The sequence below is a fragment of the Limnohabitans sp. WS1 genome, assembly GCF_003063265.1.
GTDB lineage: Bacteria > Pseudomonadota > Gammaproteobacteria > Burkholderiales > Burkholderiaceae_C > Limnohabitans_A.
In genome coordinates this window covers 245978-266257 of the sequence record NZ_NERU01000001.1, presented here as the reverse complement: position 1 = coordinate 266257, position 20280 = coordinate 245978, and the positions used below count along the sequence as shown (strand labels likewise).

The window sequence follows — 20280 nt, the reverse complement described above, 5'->3', positions numbered from 1 at the left end:
ATGCTCATTGAAACGACTTGGCACCCATTCGCCCTCATCGGCAGATAAAAAACACAAAACAAGGTGGAGCAAAGGCCATTCCAAAGCGTCAAGGTCTTTGATAGGCCTCGTTAAAATAAGCAATTTGGGATGCACCTGTCCCACACGGCATCGGTTGCGTTGCCGTTTCTTTTGGAAAATCCGCCCCATGAGCAACGCCCCCGCCACAGTGGCCCACCAGCCCGGCCTTGAAAGCCTGTCCAAATCCTTCGAACCCGCTGCACTGGAAGCCCATTGGGGCCCCGAATGGGAAAAACGCGGCTACGGAGTGGCCGGTTTCCGGGGCACCCAAGCCCCCAAAAAAGGCGCTCCAGCGTTTGCCATCCAGCTGCCCCCGCCCAACGTGACCGGTACGCTGCACATGGGCCACGCCTTCAACCAGACCATCATGGACTCGTTGACCCGCTACCACCGCATGCTGGGCCACAACACCGCCTGGATTCCGGGCACCGACCACGCGGGCATCGCCACCCAGATCGTGGTGGAGCGCCAGCTGCAGGCCAAAGGCATCAGCCGCCACGACATGGGCCCCACGCCCGCCGAAGCCCGCAAGAACTTTGTGAGCAAGGTCTGGGAGTGGAAAGAAGAGTCCGGCAGCACCATCACCAGCCAAATGCGCCGCATGGGCGACAGCGTGGACTGGAGCCGCGAATACTTCACGATGGACCCCAAGCTGTCCAAAACCGTGACCGAAACCTTTGTGCAGCTGTACGAGCAAGGCCTGATCTACCGTGGCAAACGTCTGGTCAACTGGGACCCAGTGTTGCAAAGCGCCGTGTCTGACCTGGAAGTGGAAAGCGCCGAAGAAGACGGCTCGATGTGGCACATCCGTTATGACTTGGCCGATGGCAGTGGTTCATTGACCGTGGCCACCACCCGCCCCGAAACCCTGCTGGGCGACGTGGCCGTGATGGTGCACCCCGAAGACGAGCGCTACAGCGCCCTGATCGGCAAGCAAGTGAACCTGCCTTTGTGCGGCCGCACCATCCCGGTGATCGCCGACGACTATGTGGACAAAGCCTTTGGCACGGGCGTCGTCAAGGTCACACCCGCGCACGACACCAACGACTACCAAGTCGGCCAGCGCCACAAGCTGGAAATGATCTGCGTGTTGAACCTCGACGCGACCATCAACAACAACGCCCCCGAAAAATACCGAGGCCTGGACCGCTTCGTGGCCCGCAAGGCCGTGGTGGCAGACCTCGAAGCCGCTGGTGCTTTGGTGGAAGTGAAGAAGCACAAACTCATGGTGCCCCGCTGCGCCCGCACCGGCCAGGTGATCGAGCCCATGCTGACCGACCAGTGGTTCGTGGCCATGAACCAGGTGGGCCAAGGCGACGCCACCGGTAAGAGCATCGCCCAAAAAGCCATTGACGCCGTGCAATCCGGCCAAGTGAGCTTTGTGCCCGAGAACTGGGTCAACACCTACAACCAGTGGATGAACAACATCCAGGACTGGTGCATCTCGCGCCAGCTGTGGTGGGGCCACCAGATCCCCGCTTGGTACGACGAAGACGGCAAGGTGTACGTGGCCCGCGACGAAGCCGAAGCGCAAGCCCAAGCCCCGGGCAAAACGCTCAAGCGTGATGAAGACGTGTTGGACACCTGGTACTCCAGCGCCTTGGTGCCCTTCAGCACCATGGGATGGCCCAACAACGAGACAAGCACCAAGAACGCAGCTGGCGAGCGTGCCGGGCTCGGACGCAGCGACATTGCGAGCGAAGCGAGTGGGAGCAAGGCCGAGCCCGGCACGCTCGCCAGCGGAACCGAAGGCCACACCAGCGACTACGACCTCTACCTCCCCAGCAGCGTGCTGGTGACCGGCTACGACATCATCTTCTTCTGGGTCGCCCGGATGATCATGATGACCACGCACTTCACCGGCAAAGTGCCCTTCAAACACGTCTACATCCACGGCCTGGTGCTCGATGCCCAAGGCAAGAAGATGAGCAAGTCCGAAGGCAACGTGCTCGACCCGGTTGACCTGATCGACGGCATCACCTTGGAGCCATTGCTCGACAAACGCACCCAGGGCCTGCGCAAGCCCGAGACCGCCCCCAAGGTGCGCAAGCAAACCGAAAAAGAATTCCCGGACGGTATCCCCGCCTACGGTGCCGACGCGCTGCGCTTCACCTTTGCAGCGCTGGCCAGCTTGGGCCGCAGCATCAACTTTGACAGCAAGCGCTGCGAGGGGTACCGCAACTTCTGCAACAAGCTGTGGAACGCCACCCGCTTTGTGCTGATGAACTGCGAAGGCCAGGACTGTGGCCTGAAAGAACACACCAAAGCCGAATGCGCTGCGCCCGGCATCGATGCCAATGGCCAAGCCACCGCAGCAGGCCCTGTGCACGGCTATCTGACCTTCAGCCAGGCCGACCGCTGGATCAGCTCGCAACTGCAGCGGGTTGAGGCCGATGTGGCCAAAGGCTTTGCCGAGTACCGCCTCGACAACGTGGCCAACACGATTTACGACTTTGTCTGGAACGAGTTCTGCGACTGGTACCTTGAAATCGCCAAGGTGCAAATCAACACCGGTGACGACGCGCAAAAACGCGCCACGCGCCGCACCCTGATCCGCACGCTCGAAACCATCATGCGCCTGGCGCACCCCATCATCCCCTTCATCACCGAAGAACTCTGGCAAAAAGTGTCGGTGGTGGCGGGCCGTCCGGGCGAGTCGGTCAGCATCGCGGCCTACCCCGTGAGCCAGCCCGAACGCATCGACACAGCCGCCGAAGCCCATGTGGCCAAGCTCAAAACATTGGTGGATGCTTGCCGCAACCTGCGCGGCGAGATGAACGTCTCGCCCTCGACCCGCATGCCCCTGTATGTGCTGGGTGACACCGACTTCATGCACAGCGTGGCACCGGTGCTGCAGTCATTGGCGAAACTGAGCGAAGTCAAAGTCTTTGACACCGAAGCAGAATGGATCGCTGCAGCACAAGCCGCCCCCGTGGCCGTGGTGGGCGAGGCACGTTTGTGTTTGTTCATCGAAGTCGATGCCGCTGCAGAAAAAATCCGTCTGACCAAAGAGGCCACTCGCTTGGAAGGTGAAATCACCAAGGCCAACGCCAAGCTCGGTAACGAAGCCTTTGTGGCCAAGGCACCACAAGCCGTCCTCGACGAAACCAGAAAGCGCGTGGCCGACTTCGGGGCCACACTCGACAAAATTCGCCAACAACTGCAACGCTTGGGCTGATCGCCTGCACACCAAGGACACCCCCATGAGCCACAACGTCATCCGAAAAGCCGTGTTCCCCGTCGCAGGTCTGGGCACGCGCTTTTTGCCCGCGACCAAAGCCGCACCCAAAGAGATGCTGCCCGTGGTCGACAAGCCGCTGATCCAGTACGCGGTCGAGGAAGCCTATGCGGCGGGAGTGCGTCACATGATCTTTGTCACGGGCCGAAGCAAGCGCGCCATTGAAGACCACTTTGACACGGCCTATGAGCTGGAGACAGAACTCGAAGCCGCCCACAAGGACGAGTTGCTGGCTCTGGTGCGCTCGGTGCAACCCGACGACATGGTGTGCGCCTACGTGCGCCAAAACCGCATGCTGGGTTTGGGCCACGCGGTGCTGTGCGCCGAGCCGTTGGTGGGCAACGAGCCTTTTGCCGTGCTGCTGGCCGATGACCTGATGGTCAACCAGGGGCCGTCCATCTTGTCCCAAATGGTGGACGCTTACACCAAGCAAGGCCGCTCGGTGCTGGCGGTGCAACAAGTGCCGCTCGACCAAGTCAAGCGCTACGGCATCGTGGCCGGTGAGTCGGCTGGCAAACAACTGATCCGCGTCGAGCAAATTGTGGAAAAGCCCAGTCCGGACAAAGCCCCTTCGCGCATGGGTGTGGCGGGTCGCTACATCCTGACGCCAGGCATTTTTGACGAGATCCGCAACCAGCCCACCGGCGTGGGCGGCGAAATCCAGCTCACCGATGCCATTGCACGCCTGATGCAACGTGAGGCGGTCTATGCCTTCCAATACCAAGGCAAACGCTACGATTGCGGCAGCAAAGAAGGTTTTCTGGAAGCCACGGTGGAGCTGGCTTTGCAACACCCCCAGGTGGGTGCGTCGTTCCGCGAATACCTCAAAAGCCTGAGTCTCTGATCGCGTTCAGCGGCGTTTGAGCGCAAACACAAACGCCGTTTCGGTCTTTTCCTGCAGCAATAAATCATTGCCCGTTTGTCGCGCAAAGGCCTCAAAGTCGCGCCAGGCACCCGGGTCGGTGGCGATTACTTTGAGCACCTGACCGCTGCTCATCTCATTCAAAGCCTTTTTGGCTTTCAAAATGGGCAAGGGGCAGTTCAGGCCGCTGGTGTCTATTTCTTTGTCGATGTGCATCATGAGCCCTGATTTTGTTCTTGGCTTTGCGCGGCACGCTCTTCCCACGTCATGAATTTCGGCTCGATGCCGATGGTGCGCAGCCAGTCGCCCAAAGCGTAGCCGGTGCCTGCGGGCCAGCAAATAAGATCCTTGAAATCAAACATCTTGTATTCGGCCAACTCAGGCGACAAACGCACCTCGCCTTCGGCCACCGCATGGTAGGCAATGATGACCTGGTTCATGCGCTGAAAGTCGTACACGCCAATCAACTTGAGGGCTGACACCTTCAGGTTGGTTTCTTCGGCAATCTCGCGGGTGATGCCTTCTTCGGGTGTTTCGCCCGCTTCCATGAAGCCGGTGATCAGCGCAAAGCGCCGGCCAGGCCAGGCGGCATTGCGGGCAAGCAAAATCTGATCGCCCACTTGCACAATGCCTGCCAGCACTGGCGTGGGGTTGTTCCAGTGGGTGAAATCGCAGGCGGTGCAACGCAGGCGCATCGTTTCGCCCCCGTCTTCCATTTGCGAGAGCCAAGCCAAAGGACTGGCACACATCGGACAAAAACGGTATTCAGCCATGGTTCAAGCCTTGTCAAAGTTCAGCCGTTCAGGCCGGGAATACGCCTGTGGAGAGATAACGGTCACCGCGATCGCAGACGATGAAGACGATGGTGGCGTTTTGCGCCGTCTTGGCCACTTGCTGGGCCACCCAGCAAGCACCCGCTGCGGAGATGCCCGCAAAAATGCCTTCGCTGCGTGCCATCTGGCGGCAGGTCTCTTCGGCATCGTTTTGGCTCACGTAAATCAGCTCATCCACATGGCTGGGGTCGTAAATTTTGGGCAAGTACTCTTGTGGCCACTTGCGGATGCCCGGAATGCGCGAGCCTTCGCTGGGCTGTGCGCCAATGATGCGGATGGCCGGGTTCTTTTCTTTCAGATAGCGCGAGACGCCCGTGATGGTGCCCGTGGTGCCCATGGCGCTGACAAAGTGAGTGACCTTGCCGCCGGTCTGCTCCCAGATCTCGGGACCGGTGGTTTCGTAATGGATGCGCGGGTTATCGGCATTGGCAAACTGGTCCAGGATGCGGCCCTTGCCTTGCGCCGCCATGTTGTCGGCCAAGTCGCGTGCGTACTCCATGCCGCCGCTCTTGGGGGTCAGGATCAACTCGGCCCCAAACGCTTTCATGGTCTGGGCGCGTTCAATCGACAGGTCCTCGGGCATGATCAAAATCATGCGATAACCCTTGATGGCCGCGGCCATGGCCAAAGCAATGCCGGTGTTGCCCGAGGTCGCCTCGATCAAGGTATCACCCGGTTTGATCTCGCCTCGCTCTTCGGCACGACGGATCATCGACAAAGCCGGCCGATCCTTGACAGAACCTGCCGGGTTGTTGCCTTCTAGCTTGCCCAAAATGACATTGCCACGCGCCACCGTATCGGCAGCCCCCAAGCGCTGCAAAGCCACCAAAGGTGTTTTGCCAATTGCGTCTTCAATGGTTGAATAAATCATGTTCGTACTTTGCCATAACTTGACCACCCGCATTTGATGCGGTGACTTTGAACAAGACACTTGCGTGACGATGGATTTGCATTTTTTCAACATGGCTTTCAAAAAGCGCCCCATGTTGTGTCATAATTCAGGTCTTCACAAATACCAGCCCGGGTGGTGAAATTGGTAGACTCAGGGGACTCAAAATCCCCCGCCGCAAGGCGTGCCGGTTCGAGTCCGGCCCCGGGCACCAACTCTGGAAACTCAGCATCCATGCGGGTTCCAAGCGAATCAAGGCCAACTCTAACGGGTTGGCCTTTTTTCTTGTCTGACGCCTTTCGGGGGCGGTAGCTTCATTCTCGATACCTCGGACATCCAGACTGCTGATCACTTGCGTGACATTTTGGGCTTTGGACTGACAGGTCGCCGAAAGGGCCCCCTTCTGCAGCGCGGCAGAAAAAAGCGTTCCCAGTTTTACAACTCAAACTGCCAAGAATTTGATCAACTCGGAAGCGACCTGCTCTGGATCTTCGCGCTGTGGAAAATGCCCAATCCCGGGCATCAGTTTGCGCTCGTAGCGATTGAGGAAATATTGGGATTGCCCCATGAAAGACGCGGGTAAATTGACGCCATCTGCATCGCCATGCAATATCAGCGTGGGCACATCCAATGGCGTGATGATGCTCAAGGCCTGCTCTTCGGCCGCATAACAAACATCTCCCGGGGCATGGCCCCAACGGTGTTGATAGGAGTGCAGCGTGACCTCCGGCCAATCGTCATTGGCAAATGCTTGGGCTGTGGTTTCGAACTCTTCGGGCGTGAACCATCCAGAAGGTGCCCAAGTTTCCCACATGATTTTGGCGAAAGCATTGCGGTTTTCGCGCACAGCACGTTGGCCCCGCGGTGTCGCCATGTACCAGTGATACCAGTATTGACGCGCCTGCTCCAGTGACAAGTCTTGTGATGGCAAATTGGTGCCATAGGCCACAGAAAGCAACACCAGGTGGCTGGCCACGCCAGGCTGCAAGGCACAGGCATTGCCCGCAGCGCGTGCCCCCCAGTCGTGGCCCACCAAGGCAGGTTTGTGCAATCGCAGCTGAGCTATCAGCTCCAGCAGGTCACGCCCCAGGACAGACAGTTGCCCGCTGCGCGGCGTGTCATCGCTCAAAAAACGAGTTGGCGAAAACCCACGCAATGCAGGAACAATGACCCGCCAGCCTTGAAGGGCCAACACCGGTGCCACTTGGGCCCAAGTTCGCGGACTGTCAGGCCAGCCATGCAACAAAACGACCGTGCGAGCCGCATGGGGGTTCCATTCTTCATACCCGATGCGCAAAACAGAGGTGTCAACAAATTTCATGGCTTGCTCCCTAGTGAAGATGCTCATGCTTGGCGAGTCGGCTCCACTGGCGCAAGCATGCTGGAATAAACGGTTCTGTTGGGCGATGGCGTTCAGATCTGTGAGGTTCATCGGGTGCCATCGATGCGCCATCCGGGTTTGCTCGAGCGCAATGGAAGTCGCTGCTTCTAAATACTGGGCGCACCTGCGGACAAGAAACCGCCATCCACCGGCATCACGATTCCGGAAATATAGGAGGCACCTTCTGATACGAGGAATGACACGGCGTGAGCAATTTCAGATGTCGTCCCATAACGCTTCATGGGTATCGCGCTGGCGTACTCTGAGCGAAACTTATCCGTGTGAAGAACCCGGGTCATTGGCGTATCCACAGGGCCAGGCGCAAGGGCATTGGCCGTGATGCCGTGATCGGCAAGCTCTACCGCCATCTGACGCGTCAAGGCGATGACCGCGCCCTTGGACGTACCGTAGGCAGTACGCCCCTTGCCCACAGCCCGCATCCCCGCAACAGAAGCGATGTTGACGATGCGGCCCCACTTGTTTTGACTCATCAACCGTGCGGCGTGCTGGCTACACAACAAGGTTCCTGTGACGTTCACGTTCATGGTCGCGATGAAGTGATCCAGTGGAAAGTCCATGAACGGGAACACCTTTGCGATCCCCGCGCAGTTCACGAGAACGTCGCATCTTCCGTGCTTTTCAGCGATGGATGCAAACCCTTGTGCTATAGACTCGGCTCGCCCGACGTCCATCTGCAGCGCCTGCGCGGTATACCCCTCACCGGTCAACTGGCCGGCCAGGTCGCTTGCGGCTTTGACATCGAGGTCTGCGATGACCACACTGAAACCAGACATGGCCAATTGTCGGCAAACCTCTGAGCCGATGCCCATGGCCCCACCCGTGACCACAGCAACGCGTTGTTTCGATTCCATTGCATGTTCTCCCGTGTTACGTTGGCGCGCCTTGTGGCGTTCCCCGAAGCGCCCGGACAAAGTAGGACGCGTCCCCCATCTGCCCCCCCTTCAGAGCCATTTGCAGGCCTTTCAGGTGGGGTTTATTTGAAATCACTCTGCACAAGGGCGCACCAGGGGACAGACGGGCTTGTATCTCGATCGCATCTGGTGCGAGAACACTGGTGATTTGACTTGATGTATCGCCTCCGGACAAGATCAAGCGTTGCACCACGCTTGCGAGCAAGATGTTCTGAACGATGGCACCGAGCCGAGCGCCCAAAAGTCGACCACCGCCGTACCTGGCTTGTTCACGGCTTTCTCCGCGAGCCATCAGTGACTCGATCAGCAAGCTGATACGAGGATCTTCTGGCCCCCGTGCCGTGTGCAAGATGACGCTTTTTCCTTGGGCGAGCAACGCAACGGTGGTTTCAACGAGGGCAGCTGCCGCCTGCTCCCAACGCTCACCATCCACCAAGGCACATGCGTCGATCGCAACCGCTGCAAACCCCTCGGCGATGGCCGTGTCTATCTGCTTGGCGCTCAGTGCCGACGCGCTGCCAGAGATGGCAAGAACCTGCTGAACGGCCGGGAAAGATTCGAAGTGACGACTCTTGTCTGAGAAAGCGCCTTGTTCGGCCCACCACTGTGTGAGGGCATATTCAACACCCGACGAGCCCACCACAAAGACGGGTCGATGGTCTTGATGGTGTGAAAGCAGCAGGCCACCGACCTCGGTCAGGTCAGCATTTTCCGCCGAATCGATCAACAGCGCAGTCTTGACGTTCTGTCTCGAAGCCGCGTATTGAGCCTGCAGTGCCTCACGGCCCAGCGCGAACTTGGGCAGTGTGAATTTGCCAATCGGCATCGAAGTCTGACGGCCAAGGTGGACGACCAGGTCGGCCTCGTCCATCGGCGTGACTGGATGCACACTCATGATCGGATGGCGATCGATGCGATAGGTGAGTCCATCCGTGCCAGATCGTGCAAACAAGTTGCCAAAAACACAGTAGCGGGACAGTGCCGGCGTGCCGGCAACGATGGGGATCAGTTCAGGGCCAAAAGTTTTTTGCGCAAGGTCCATCGCACGGCCGATGCTCCCGACCGATGGGGAGCTGTCGAAGGTCGAACAGACTTTGTAATGAACGATGTGTGAACCAAGGGATGCCAGCGCTTCAAAAATAGCCGGAAGTTTTTGCGCCATCTCGACGGGAGACATGCCTCGGCTGTCCCCTGCGACCCCGATGGCGTCATAGCCGCCGAGGGACTCCAAAAGCGCTGGCGTGGGCGGGCTCAGAAAAAGGGCGCATTTGAGCCCGGCAAAGGCCAGAACTTCGAGCGCGTCGGTCGACCCTGTGAAATCGTCACCGTAAAAGGCGAGCCGCAGTGGGGCGGCGTGAGCATTTGAACTCATGGCTGCAAAGCGCTGAACTGCGCCAGCGCCCTTTGCAATGAAGGATGAGTTTGGGCATAGCTTTCGAGGCTCACCCCGGAGATGGCGGCCTCCCATCCCTCGCGCATGCTCGCCACACCGGCGGCGATACCCTCCGGATGGCCGATGATCCCGCCCCCCGCCAAGTGCATCAAATCTGTAGATCCAAGCTTTTGGTAGAGATCGGGGGCCTGCCCGGCCCATTGGCCCGACGAAAAAACCGGCATCACCGGCTGGATACCCGCAAAGTCTGCATGACAGGACAATGCTGACGAAATGACCGAATCATCCGGTTCCCAAAATTTGCTTCGTATCCCGTTGACATGCATTTGGTCGATACCCACCAAGCGCCAAATCTTCTGGTAAGCCGCAAACGAAAATCCGAGCAGAGGATGCCGCGTGAAGGCTCCCCAGCCATTCCGATGGGCATGAATGGGCAGCTGTGCGTGCCGTCGCAAATGCTCAACGGCCGCAAAGCCCATCCAGTTCACACTGACCATCACACAGGTTCCACCCGCTGCGAGCACGGCATCGTGTCGCCGGAGCATCTCGTCGATGCTGCCGGAGATGTTGATCGCATACATCGGCTTTCGACCCATGCGATCGGCATGCTTCAGGATCACGGGCATGACGGCTTTGAGACGCTCATCAAATGGCGCATAAGGCGGGTCGGCCATCAACTCGTCGTCCTTGATAAAGTCGATGTCTGCTGCACAAAGTGAATCGACGAGGTCTGCCGTTTGCTGAGGCGACAGACCGATGCTGGGCTTGATGATCGTGCCGATGATGGGTCGGCCGTGCACACCCGCCATCGTGCGCGTACCTTGGATGCCAAACTGGGGGCCGGAAAAACGCTTCGCGTAGTCCGCCGGCATATCGATGTCCAGCAGGCGAAGACCCGTGACCTCGCCCAACTCAAAGAGATTTCCTGCGACGGTCGCCAGCAGCGTGGAAATGTTGGCACCGACGTTGTCAATGGGAAAAGCAATCTCGATTTCGGCACGGTTGAAACTCTGGTGTCCACCCCGTCGGTGCACGAGAGCACTGTGCAGCGACGGTTGCGCAACAGATTCCAGCGCATCGATGCGTGTCACCCTTGCACGAGATCGTTGCTTGAGTTCATCCGTTTCACCTGGCAAAGCCATGAACGTTCCACTGGATTGCTCGCCTGCGATGGTGTCTGCGACTCGCTCAATGGGCATTGAGCTTTCGACAAAGTAGCGGGCGGTGAATTCAGAACGTTGTGTGAACATGTCGGGGAGCTCGCTCGATGATTTCAAAGTTCGTGTGCATGCAGGACGCGCAGCTTGGGAGTCTTGAGTGGTCCCGCACGTTCACCGGGCCCATTTCCCACACCTTGCCTTGATGCATCCATGCCGCATCCGGGGTGTTCTTCGGGAAGTTTTGCAATCCAATGCTGAGGGCCTGCCATCAATCAATCCCCGCACTCCATCGGTCGTTCCAATTGCGCTCGATTTGCCGGCGGTCGCGTTTGGTGGGACGGCCTTGTTCGATGCTGAGTGCAGGCTCGCGGGCAAGGCGGTGTTGCTCGGCGGCTTTTTGGCGGGCCGCGATGCTTTCCGGGGTTTCTATGTACAGCAGCTGCGCCACAGGTGCCGGGCCACGCACACCGCTCAAGGCCTGCACCACGACCGTTCGCTCGACAGCGCCTTGCCGCAGGCACACCGTATCGCCAGGTTTGACTTCTTTGGACGCCTTGGCATCCTGCCCATTGACCTGCACGCGGTTTTTGCCGATTTCATCGCTGGCCAAGCTGCGGGTCTTGTAAAAGCGTGCCGCCCACAACCATTTGTCGATGCGCAGGGCGTTCATGAGGCCCCCGAAAACAAAGCACCCTGGGGGCTCAAGCCGTCACGCACATGCGGGTAGTGCAGCTTAAGACGCAGCTCCCGCTTCATCCGGGTGTTGTCCAGACGGCGCGACTCGTTCATGAAGCTCAGCAACATCAAGGGCAGCGCGTTGTTGGCGTCGTTGCGCGATATGCGAGGCGGTTTAGGCAAGCCATACAGACCTGCCGCCAGATCAAAGTATTCGCCCATCTTCAGATCTGTGTCGTCGGTCACATTGACCACACGCTGAGGCTTGCCACGCCACAAGGCAGCGGCACAGGCGCGGGCCAGATCGTTGGCGTGGATGTGGTTGGTGTACACATCTTCCTTGGCCACCAACACGGGCGTGCCCCTGAGCAAGCGCTCACGCGGGGTGCCACCTTCACGGTCAGGCGCGTAAATGCCAGGAATGCGCAACACACTCACGCGCACGCCGCTGCGCCCCAAAAACCGCATCAGGTTTTCGGCATCGACCCGGCGCTGGGCGCGGGGGGTGTGGGGGTTCACCGTCCGGATTTCGTCCACCTGCTGCCCCCCGCAGTCGCCATAAACACCCGTGGTAGAACCATAAACCAAGGCTTGGGGCGGTGTGCGCAAGCGCAGGGCTCGCACCAAGGCCAGGCTGCGCGGATCGCGGTCGTTCGCACCTTGGCGGTCAGAAGGCGGCGGTGCCAGGTGGATCACCCGATGCGCGATGCCCGCCAAACGCTTCAAACTGGCTGCGTCGTCCAGATTGCCCTTCAAAGGGGTGATGCCGCAGGCCCGAAGCAGACGTACGCGCTCGGGCGATGAGGTCAGCGCCATCAGGCGTACACGCGGGGTGAGCGGCGCACCCAATTGGCCCGCTGTGCGCAGGCCCACGTCACCACAGCCCACGATCAAAACACGTTGGCGGCGAAAGCGGGCAGGCCGTGCGCCCAAGGGGGTTTGGTTTGAAGGCAAAATCAGGGGTTCCGGGTCATATTCACACCCTCTAGGATACCGAAAAGATGAGCTTTCAAATTTCCGTGCAGCCCAGCGGCCGCAGCTTCAGCGCAGACGACAACGAAACCCTGCTTGCCGCGGGCATTCGCCAAGGCATTGGCCTGCCTTATGGCTGCAAAGACGGCGCTTGTGGCTCCTGCAAATGCAAAAAAATCTCGGGCACCGTGGTGCATGGCCCCCACCAAGCCAAAGCCCTGAGTGACGAGGAAGAAGCCCAAGGCCTGGTGCTGACCTGCTGCGCCACCGCCCAAAGCGATGTGGTGCTCGAATCCAAACAAGTCACGGCTGAAGGCGGCCTGCCCGTCAAAAAGATGCCGGTGCGCGTGGTCAGCCTGGAGAAAAAGTCACACGACGTGATCGTGCTGAAACTGCAACTGCCCGCCAACGACGTGATGAAGTTTCACGCGGGCCAGTACATCGAGTTTTTGTTGCGTGACGGTTCGCGCCGCAGCTACAGCATGGCCAACGCCCCACACACCCTCGAAGTGGCACCCCCGACGGTGGAGCTGCACATCCGCCACATGCCGGGCGGCAAGTTCACCGACCCGGTGTTCACCACCATGAAGGAAAAAGACATCCTGCGTGCCGAAGGCCCGTACGGGAGTTTTTACCTGCGCGAAGACAGCAACAAGCCGATCGTGCTGCTGGCTTCGGGCACAGGTTTTGCGCCCATCAAGGCGCTGATCGAGCACATGCAGCACCGGGGCATCACCCGCCCCGCCACGCTGTACTGGGGTGGCCGCCGCCCTTCTGACATGTACATGGCTGAATGGGTGGAAGCCCGCTTGGCCGAAATGCCCAACCTGCGCTATGTGCCCGTGATCTCGAATGCCGAAGCCGAAGACCAGTGGACTGGCCGCACAGGCTTTGTGCACCAGGCCGTGTTGCAGGACTTCCCCGATCTGTCGGGCTACCAGGTTTATGCCTGTGGTGCCCCCATCGTGGTGGACTCGGCCAAGCGAGACTATGTGGCACAAGGCGGCCTGCCCGAAGAAGAGTTTTACGCCGATTCGTTCACGTCTGAGGCCGACAAGGCCAAGGGCTGAGCTCTTGACTCCGATACCGCTCCCTGTAAGTCGGAGCTTTAACTCCGACACTTTGGGTTTCTGCCGAGGTTCACGTCGGAGCTGAAGCCGCCGACCAAGTAAAAAGGACTTACCATGCAACGCCGTGATTTTTGCCTGAGTGCCATCGCCGCCAGTGTGGCCGCCCCTGCATGGGCACAAGCCAAACCCATCCGCATCATCGTGCCCTATGCACCGGGCGGTCCGATTGACGTTACGGCACGGGCCTTGGCAGAGCGGGTGAAAGACAGCCTGGGCACCGTGATCATCGAGAACCGTCCCGGCGCGGGTGGCAACCTGGGCGCTGATTTGGTGGCCAAAGCTGCGCCCGATGGCCTGACGATCGGCATCGCAGCCACGGCCACACACGCCATCAACCCCTGGCTGTTTGCCAAGATGCCCTACGACGCGAGCCGCGACTTTGCGCCCATCACGCAAATGCTGCGTGTGCCCAACGTGCTGGTGATGAACGCCGAGACCGCGCAGCGCCTGAAAATCAACACCTTGGCCGATTTGGTGGCTTATGCCAAAGCCAACCCCGCCAAGTTGAACTTTGGCTCAGGTGGCAACGGCAGCGCCGGTCACCTTGCGGGTGAAATGTTCAAGCGAGCGGCGGGCATTTTTGCGGTGCACATTCCCTACAACGGCGGCAACCCCGCACAGCTGGCTTTGTTGTCGGGCCAAGTCGACTTCAACTTCGACAACCTGGCCACGGCAGCGGCCAACATCAAGTCCGGACGACTCAAAGCCCTGGCCGTGACCACAGGACAGCGCAGCAGCGCCCTGCCCGACATTCCAAGCATGAGCGAAACGCTCAAGGATTTTGAAATCGACACCTGGTGGGGGCTGGTCGCACCTGCGGCCACACCCCGCGATGTGGTGGATCGGCTGAACAAGGCTTTTGTCGCAGCGCTGCAAACCCCTGAGACCAAAACCCGTTTCGGCCAACTGCTGGCAGAGCCCGTAGGCAACACACCAGAACAGTTTGGCGCCTTCATGAAGAAGGAGCTGACACGCTACGAAAGCGTGGTCAAGGCCAGCGGCGCACGGGTGGATTGAGAGCGCTCTGACCCAGAATGCAAAAAGCCCGGCATGCCGGGCTTTTTGCTGATCTGAGCGCGGCTCACTCACCCAGATAGGCTGCACGCACTTTGGGGTCTTCGAGCATGTCCTTGCCTACACCGGTCATGGTGATGAGGCCTGAGTCCATCACGTAACCCCGGTCGGCAATCGCCAGCGCACGGCTGGCGTTTTGCTCCACCAGCAGCACCGTGACGCCCTGGGCGTACACATCTCGCACCACTTCAAAGATCTTGTCGACCATGATGGGCGACAAACCCATGGACGGCTCATCGAGCAAGAGAACCTTGGGGCGGCTCATCAGGGCGCGGCCCATGGCGAGCATCTGCTGCTCACCACCGGACATGGTTCCCGCCAACTGGTCCTTGCGCTCGCGCAGACGCGGGAAGATGGTGAACATCTTTTCGATGTCATCGGCAATGCCTGCGGTGTCCGAACGGATGTAAGCGCCCATTTGCAGGTTTTCGGTGATGGTCATGCGGGTGAACACGCCACGGCCTTCCGGCACCATGGCCAGGCCTTGCTTGACCAAATCCCAAGGGCCTTGGCCCTGGATGCTTTTGCCCAAGTACTCGATGTCGCCTGCTTGCAAAGGCAAGGTGCCGGTGATCGCTTTCATGGTGGTGGTTTTGCCCGCACCGTTGGAGCCAATCAGCGAGACCAGCTCGCCTTCGCGCACTTCAAGGCTGACGCCCTTGACCGCCTGAATGCCGCCGTAGCCGACTTGCAGGTCTTTGACTTTCAAAAAAACATTGGCCATCTCAGTGCCCTCCCGTGCCCAGATAGGCCTCAATCACTTTTTCATTCTTCTGCACATCGGCAGGCGTGCCTTCGGCAATTTGCTTGCCGTAGTCGAGCACCGTGACGCGGTCACACAGGCCCATGACCAGCTTCACGTCGTGCTCGATCAGCAAGATGGTGCGGTTGTCTTTGCGGATCTGGTCGATCAACTCGCGCAGCTGCACTTTCTCGGTCGCGTTCATGCCAGCTGCAGGTTCATCCAGGGCAATGAGCTGGGGATCAGTCGCCAAAGCGCGGGCGATTTCCAGGCGACGCTGGTCGCCATAAGACAGCGTGCGGGCCTTGAAGTCAGCGTATTTGCCGATACCGACATAGTCGAGCAACTCTTGTGCACGCTGGGCAATCGCAGCTTCTTCCGCCTTGAAACTGGGGGTGCGGAAAATCGCACCCAGCAAGCCCGAATGGGTTCGCACATGGCGGCCGACCATCACGTTTTCGAGGGCTGTCATTTCGGCAAACAAACGAATGTTCTGGAACGTGCGGGCAATGCCCGCCTTGGCCACTTCGTGCACTGCGGTGGGTTGGTAAGGCTTGCCCGCCAACTCAAAAGTGCCGCTGTCTGGTGTGTACAGGCCCGTGATCACGTTGAAAAAGGTGGTCTTGCCTGCGCCGTTGGGGCCAATCAGGCCATACACCTGGCCGCGTTGAATGGTCATGCCCACATCGGTGAGGGCTTGCAGTCCGCCAAATCGCTTGGAAATGCCCGAGACGTTGAGGACGGTGTCTTTGTTGGCTGTTGGATTCATGTTCTGCTCCTTCATTTCGTCTTGAGCGATTTGCCATGCTCAGGCGAAGGCCACAGCCCGCGAGGACGCATCAACATGATCACGATCATGGCCAGCGCCACCAACAATTGACGCATGATGGAGGCATCCAAACGGCCACCCGTCATCTCTTGCAAAGGACCTGCCACGTAACGCAAGACTTCGGGCAAAGCCGACAACAAAATAGCGCCCAAAATCACACCAGGCAAATAACCCAGGCCGCCCAGCACCACCATGGCCACGATCATCACCGACTCCATCAGACTGAAGGACTCGGGCGAAATAAAGCCCTGGAAGCCCGCAAACATGGCACCCGAGACACCACCAAAGGTTGCGCCCATGCCAAAAGCCAGCAGCTTGAGGTTGCGGGTATTCAAGCCCATGGCTTTGGCGGCGATTTCGTCTTCACGGATCGCCATCCAGGCACGGCCAATGCGGGACACCTCCAAGCGGTGCGAGATCAAAATCGTGACCAGCACCAAGCTCAGGAACAAGTAGTAATAGAGCGAGACCGAAGCGATCTCGAAATCACCAATCATCAGCTTTTTACCCAGGTTCAGACCAAAAATCGAAATCGGGTCGATTTGGTCCAGGCCCTTGGGTCCGTTGGTGATGTTGACCGGGTGATCCAGGTTGTTCATGAACACACGGATGATTTCACCAAAGCCCAAGGTCACGATGGCCAGATAATCGCCTCGCAGCTTGAGCGTGGGTGCACCCAGCAACATGCCAAAGATACCCGCCAAGGCCGCGCCCACGGGCACGATCAGCCAAATGGGCATGTGCATGCCGTTCGGATAGGCAGCGGCGATCCATGCAAAAGTATTGGTCAAATGCGGCGATGAAAGCAGGCCGTACATGTAGGCCCCCACCGCAAAAAAGGCCACATAACCCAGGTCCAGCAGACCGGCATAGCCCACCACAATGTTCAAGCCAATGGCCAGCAAAATATAAAGCAAGGCCATGTCGGCAATGCGCACCCAGGCGTTGCCGAAGATTTGAAGGACCAGGGGCAAGGCGATGAGCGCTGCACCGATCAAGATGTATTGAAGTGTTTTGTTGTTTTTCATGCTCACCTCCATCAAGCGCGATCGGCCACACGTTCACCCATGAGGCCCGAGGGTCGCAGGGTCAACACGATGATCAAGACAATGAACGCAAAAATATCGGTGTAGTGGCTGCCCAGCACACCCCCCGTGAGGTAACCGATGTAGCCGGAACCAATGGCTTCGATCAGGCCCAACAATATGCCGCCAATCACCGCGCCGGACAAGTTGCCAATGCCGCCAAACACCGCTGCGGTGAAGGCTTTGAGGCCTGGCAAGAAACCCATGGCATGTTGTGCCGTACCGTAATTGGAGGCGTACATCACACCCGCAATCGCTGCCAAGATGGCGCCAATCACAAACGTGGCAGAAATCACCATGTCGGGCTTGACGCCCATCAAAGCGGCTACACGAGGGTTCTCAGAAGTGGCCCGCATGGCGCGACCCAAGCGGGTGTAATTGACCAACCACATCAACACAGCCAGGGACACGGCTGTGACGCCCAAAATCATGATCTGAGTCGGCGTGATCACCACACCCCCCATGTTGATGGGCGTGCTCGACAGCAAAGTAGGGTAAGCCTTGTAATTGGGCTTCCAGATGATCATGGCCAAGGTCTGCAGCAAGATGCTCATGCCAATGGCGGTGATCAAGGGGGCCAATTTAGGACTGTTGCGCAGGGGTCGGTAAGCGATTTTTTCAATCGTGAAATTCAGGACCACAGCGACCACGCAGGCGATCAAGGTCGCCAAAATCAAAATGACCCAACCTGGTGCGCCGGGCATGGCACCTTGCATCATGCCAATGGCTGACCAACTCGTCAGAGCGCCCACCATCAGCACCTCGCCGTGCGCAAAATTGATCAAGTTGATGATGCCGTACACCATGGTGTAGCCCAAGGCCACCAAGGCGTACATGCTGCCCATGACCAGGCCGTTGATGACCTGCTGGAAGAAGACGTCCATAAATTTCTCCGTGTTTTAACCCGCGCTTAACGGGTTGTAGCTTCGGTTGTTGTTCTTGCATCAAGAATCACCTTTTGGGTGATCCATGACAACTAGCAAAAACCCCGCCAGATCATTGCAACCTTTGGCGGGGTGGCGGGATTGTAGTGAAAGAAAGTATCCCGTCAGTCTTCAATCCGGTCAGGACTTACCCTGTGGCTGCGTTTTTCTTTCGCAGTTCTTCCAGTTTGTCTGCAATTTTGATTTCCAAGCCTCGCCGTACAGGTCTGTAAAAGCCTGGATCAGGCATGCCCTCGGGCAAATAACGCTCGCCTGCTGCAAAACCATCTTCCTCGTCATGGGCATAGCGGTAGCCTTTGCCGTAATCCAGGTTTTTCATCAACTGGGTCGGCGCATTGCGCAGGTGCATGGGCACCGGGCGAGTGCCATCTTTTTTAACCCATGCCTTGGCCTCTTTGAAGGCTTTGTAAGCAGCGTTCGACTTGGGTGCAACAGCCAAATAAATCACGCATTGGGCCAAGGTCAGCTCGCCTTCCGGACTGCCCAAACGCTCATAAACATCGGCAGCATCCAGTGCCATGCGCAGCGCACGCGGGTCGGCCAGGCCAATGTCTTCACTGGCCATGCGAATCAGGCGGCGGGCCATGTAACGGGGGTCCGCACCGCCATCGAGCATGCGCACGAACCAATACAGCGCAGCGTCCGGGTCTGAGCCTCGCACCGATTTGTGCAAGGCACTGATGGTGTCGTAAAACTGTTCACCGCCTTTGTCATAACGACGCATGCGTTCACCGAGCACCCGCATCAACCAAGCGTCGGTCACCGGATCGATGGCCTCTTGTTTGGCTGCCATGGCCAAGGTTTCCAAGGTGTTGAGCAAGCGACGCGCATCGCCATCGGCATAGGCCAACAATCGGGCCAGCGCAGCGGGCTCGATCACAGGGATTGCATGAATGGCCTGTGCTCTGACCACAATGTGGCTCAGGTCGTCTTCGGTCAGCGGTTGCAACACATACACCGCTGCCCGAGACAGCAAGGCCGAGTTGACTTCAAAAGACGGGTTTTCGGTGGTCGCGCCAATGAACGTGAACAAGCCACTCTCAACATGCGGCAAAAAAGCGTCTTGCTGGCTTTTGTTGAAACGGTGCACCTCGTCCACAAACATGATGGTGCGTTGCGGGTGCAAGCCCGTTCGGGCAGCTTCGGCCTTCTCGACAGCTTCACGAATGTCTTTGATGCCCCCCAAGACTGCGCTGATGCTCAAAAATTGAGCATCAAACGCATCCGCCATCAAGCGGGCGATGGTGGTTTTGCCCACCCCAGGCGGCCCCCACAAAATGCAGCTGTGCGGCTGACCCGACTCAAAGGCCAAACGCAAGGCCATGCCCTCGCCCAGCAAATGCTGCTGCCCGATGACTTCACCCAGATGGCGTGGACGCAAACGCTCGGCCAACGGGGCATGGGTTCCCGAGTGAAACGCGGTCATGGTCACCACACCCAGATCAAGGCCGTATGACGGCAGCCCCAGCTGGAGCCTTGAAGACAAAGGTGCCGGGAGGCAGCGAGGGATTGGACTCGAAGGCCGCAAAGCTCAACACCGAGCGCTGCCCCAAACTGTCTTGCACATCCAGCATCGCCAGCTCAGGCCCGTTGACGGCCGCACGCAAGCCCACCATCACCGAGCGGATTTGCCCATCAGGCGATTGAGGCGTAGCCCGAACCCACTGCAAGCCATCCCGATCGGGTTCGGGCGAGAACTGAAAGTCTTTTTTCAGAGCCTGCAAATCCGACGCTGAAGTCAGCAAGGCCGCCGGAGTCGAGCCCAAAACTTGCGCCTGCGGGCGAGCTGTCACCTGGTTCAAGTCCACGTCATGCAACCACAATGTCTGGCCATCGGCCACCAAAGTTTGAACAAAAGGTTTGCGGTAATCAAATCGAAACTGGCCAGGCCGCTGAAATTCGAAGCTGCCACTGGAGGTTTTGGTTCGCGGCGCTTGACCGGCCCGACTGGGTGAGGTCACCACTTGAGTGAACTGAGCACGCCCGCTTCGGGTTTGTTTCATGAACTGGGCCAGCAAGTCCACACCATCGGCATGGGCCGTCACATTGCAGGTCAAAATCATCGCGGTCAAGGAAACCTT

The 20280-nt window shown here is 58.8% G+C and carries 19 protein-coding genes and 1 tRNA gene; 5 read left to right on the top strand and 15 right to left on the bottom strand.

The features are described 5' to 3' along the window. The first annotated feature begins 187 nt into the window (after positions 1–187). Together B9Z48_RS01230 and galU are read left to right on the top strand one after the other, a co-directional pair. Entirely contained in the window at positions 188–3238 is a 3051-nt protein-coding gene (locus B9Z48_RS01230) for a valine--tRNA ligase (protein WP_089953131.1), read from the top strand. A gap of 25 nt (positions 3239–3263) precedes the next feature. Beyond that, a complete protein-coding gene (gene galU / locus B9Z48_RS01225; RefSeq protein WP_089953133.1) occupies positions 3264–4142 on the top strand; it encodes a UTP--glucose-1-phosphate uridylyltransferase GalU in 879 nt (292 codons plus the stop codon). Positions 4143–4148: 6 nt separating this feature from the next. Here galU and B9Z48_RS01220 read toward each other — a convergent pair whose 3' ends face one another. The 3 genes from B9Z48_RS01220 to cysM are packed head-to-tail and all read right to left on the bottom strand — an operon-like array spanning position 4149 to position 5864. Beyond that, on the bottom strand, positions 4149–4376 hold the full coding sequence (locus tag B9Z48_RS01220; RefSeq protein WP_194944608.1) for a sulfurtransferase TusA family protein: 228 nt from the start codon (positions 4374–4376) through the stop codon (positions 4149–4151). Next, positions 4376–4933 carry an NUDIX domain-containing protein gene (locus tag B9Z48_RS01215; RefSeq protein ID WP_089953137.1) on the bottom strand — a complete coding sequence of 186 codons (558 nt, stop codon included), beginning with the start codon at positions 4931–4933 and terminating at the stop codon, positions 4376–4378. Before B9Z48_RS01215 ends, B9Z48_RS01220 begins: the two co-directional genes overlap by 1 nt. Positions 4934–4961: 28 nt before the next feature. Continuing rightward, on the bottom strand, positions 4962–5864 hold the full coding sequence (gene cysM / locus B9Z48_RS01210; RefSeq protein ID WP_089953673.1) for a cysteine synthase CysM: 903 nt from the start codon (positions 5862–5864) through the stop codon (positions 4962–4964). 147 nt (positions 5865–6011) lie between these two features. Between cysM and B9Z48_RS01205 the strand changes: the two genes are divergently transcribed. Further along, positions 6012–6096: transfer RNA gene (locus tag B9Z48_RS01205), tRNA-Leu, on the top strand. A 228-nt stretch (positions 6097–6324) separates the two neighbouring features. Here the strand turns inward: B9Z48_RS01205 and B9Z48_RS01200 are convergent. The 6 genes from B9Z48_RS01200 to B9Z48_RS01175 form a co-directional block, all read right to left on the bottom strand. Continuing rightward, positions 6325–7203: an alpha/beta fold hydrolase gene (locus B9Z48_RS01200; RefSeq protein ID WP_089953139.1), complete on the bottom strand. Its 879-nt coding sequence runs from the start codon at positions 7201–7203 to the stop codon at positions 6325–6327. A gap of 167 nt (positions 7204–7370) precedes the next feature. Beyond that, entirely contained in the window at positions 7371–8135 is a 765-nt protein-coding gene (locus B9Z48_RS01195) for an SDR family NAD(P)-dependent oxidoreductase (protein WP_089953676.1), read from the bottom strand. A 16-nt stretch (positions 8136–8151) separates the two neighbouring features. Further along, positions 8152–9567, bottom strand: a complete 1416-nt coding sequence (locus tag B9Z48_RS01190) for a four-carbon acid sugar kinase family protein (protein ID WP_089953141.1) — start codon at positions 9565–9567, stop codon at positions 8152–8154. Continuing rightward, a complete protein-coding gene (locus tag B9Z48_RS01185; RefSeq protein WP_089953144.1) occupies positions 9564–10838 on the bottom strand; it encodes a ribulose-bisphosphate carboxylase large subunit family protein in 1275 nt (424 codons plus the stop codon). Before B9Z48_RS01185 ends, B9Z48_RS01190 begins: the two co-directional genes overlap by 4 nt. Positions 10839–11016: 178 nt before the next feature. Beyond that, on the bottom strand, positions 11017–11418 hold the full coding sequence (locus B9Z48_RS01180; protein WP_089953146.1) for an RNA-binding S4 domain-containing protein: 402 nt from the start codon (positions 11416–11418) through the stop codon (positions 11017–11019). Next, the gene (locus tag B9Z48_RS01175; RefSeq protein WP_108376887.1) at positions 11415–12377 is read right to left on the bottom strand and encodes an SDR family oxidoreductase; all 963 of its coding nucleotides are present in this window, start codon (positions 12375–12377) and stop codon (positions 11415–11417) included. The genes B9Z48_RS01180 and B9Z48_RS01175 overlap by 4 nt, the downstream gene beginning before the upstream one ends. A 47-nt stretch (positions 12378–12424) precedes the next feature. On the opposite strand from B9Z48_RS01175, the gene B9Z48_RS01170 reads away from it, so the two are divergent. Then, on the top strand, positions 12425–13465 hold the full coding sequence (locus B9Z48_RS01170; RefSeq protein ID WP_108376886.1) for a CDP-6-deoxy-delta-3,4-glucoseen reductase: 1041 nt from the start codon (positions 12425–12427) through the stop codon (positions 13463–13465). Positions 13466–13579: 114 nt separating this feature from the next. Further along, entirely contained in the window at positions 13580–14542 is a 963-nt protein-coding gene (locus B9Z48_RS01165) for a tripartite tricarboxylate transporter substrate binding protein (protein ID WP_089953152.1), read from the top strand. Positions 14543–14606: 64 nt separating this feature from the next. Here B9Z48_RS01165 and B9Z48_RS01160 read toward each other — a convergent pair whose 3' ends face one another. The 6 genes from B9Z48_RS01160 to B9Z48_RS01135 all read right to left on the bottom strand — a co-directional run bounded on the left by B9Z48_RS01160 (position 14607) and on the right by B9Z48_RS01135 (position 20262). Next, positions 14607–15323, bottom strand: a complete 717-nt coding sequence (locus B9Z48_RS01160) for an ABC transporter ATP-binding protein (protein ID WP_089953155.1) — start codon at positions 15321–15323, stop codon at positions 14607–14609. Position 15324: 1 nt separating this feature from the next. Beyond that, the gene (locus tag B9Z48_RS01155; RefSeq protein ID WP_228769081.1) at positions 15325–16110 is read right to left on the bottom strand and encodes an ABC transporter ATP-binding protein; all 786 of its coding nucleotides are present in this window, start codon (positions 16108–16110) and stop codon (positions 15325–15327) included. A gap of 11 nt (positions 16111–16121) precedes the next feature. After that, entirely contained in the window at positions 16122–17198 is a 1077-nt protein-coding gene (locus B9Z48_RS01150) for a branched-chain amino acid ABC transporter permease (protein ID WP_089953159.1), read from the bottom strand. An 11-nt stretch (positions 17199–17209) separates the two neighbouring features. Next, the gene (locus B9Z48_RS01145; RefSeq protein WP_089953161.1) at positions 17210–18139 is read right to left on the bottom strand and encodes a branched-chain amino acid ABC transporter permease; all 930 of its coding nucleotides are present in this window, start codon (positions 18137–18139) and stop codon (positions 17210–17212) included. Positions 18140–18326: 187 nt separating this feature from the next. After that, positions 18327–19625 carry a replication-associated recombination protein A gene (locus B9Z48_RS01140; protein WP_108376885.1) on the bottom strand — a complete coding sequence of 433 codons (1299 nt, stop codon included), beginning with the start codon at positions 19623–19625 and terminating at the stop codon, positions 18327–18329. Positions 19626–19641: 16 nt separating this feature from the next. Continuing rightward, positions 19642–20262 carry an outer membrane lipoprotein carrier protein LolA gene (locus B9Z48_RS01135; protein WP_233261009.1) on the bottom strand — a complete coding sequence of 207 codons (621 nt, stop codon included), beginning with the start codon at positions 20260–20262 and terminating at the stop codon, positions 19642–19644. Positions 20263–20280: the final 18 nt, after the last annotated feature.